Source organism: Leifsonia sp. SIMBA_070 (assembly GCF_046534635.1).
Lineage (GTDB): Bacteria > Actinomycetota > Actinomycetes > Actinomycetales > Microbacteriaceae > Leifsonia.
In genome coordinates this window covers 1-237 of sequence record NZ_JAWRYK010000923.1, presented here as the reverse complement: position 1 = coordinate 237, position 237 = coordinate 1, and the positions used below count along the sequence as shown (strand labels likewise).

Here is a 237-nt window from a genome sequence, read left to right as displayed (position 1 = left end):
GCGCGAGGAAGCCCAGGAAATGCTGGCCTCCTACCAGCGCAAGCAGCGCGAAGCCGAGGCGGAAGCCGAAGCCATCGTCGCCCAGGCCAAGTCCGAGGCGAAGACGCTGAAAGCCGAAGCGCGCAAGGACATGGCCGAGCGTCTGGAACGCCGTACGGCGATGGCCGAGCAGCGCATCGCCCAGGCCGAGGCACAGGCGGCCGCCGAGGTGAAGGCCGCCGCTGCGGAACTCGCCGC

Annotated in this window: 1 pseudogene; it reads left to right on the top strand. The window is 70.5% G+C overall.

The window, feature by feature from the left end:
• Positions 1–19: 19 nt before the first annotated feature.
• Positions 20–237, top strand: a pseudogene (locus tag SB754_RS22895) (ATP F0F1 synthase subunit B); the annotation flags it as partial.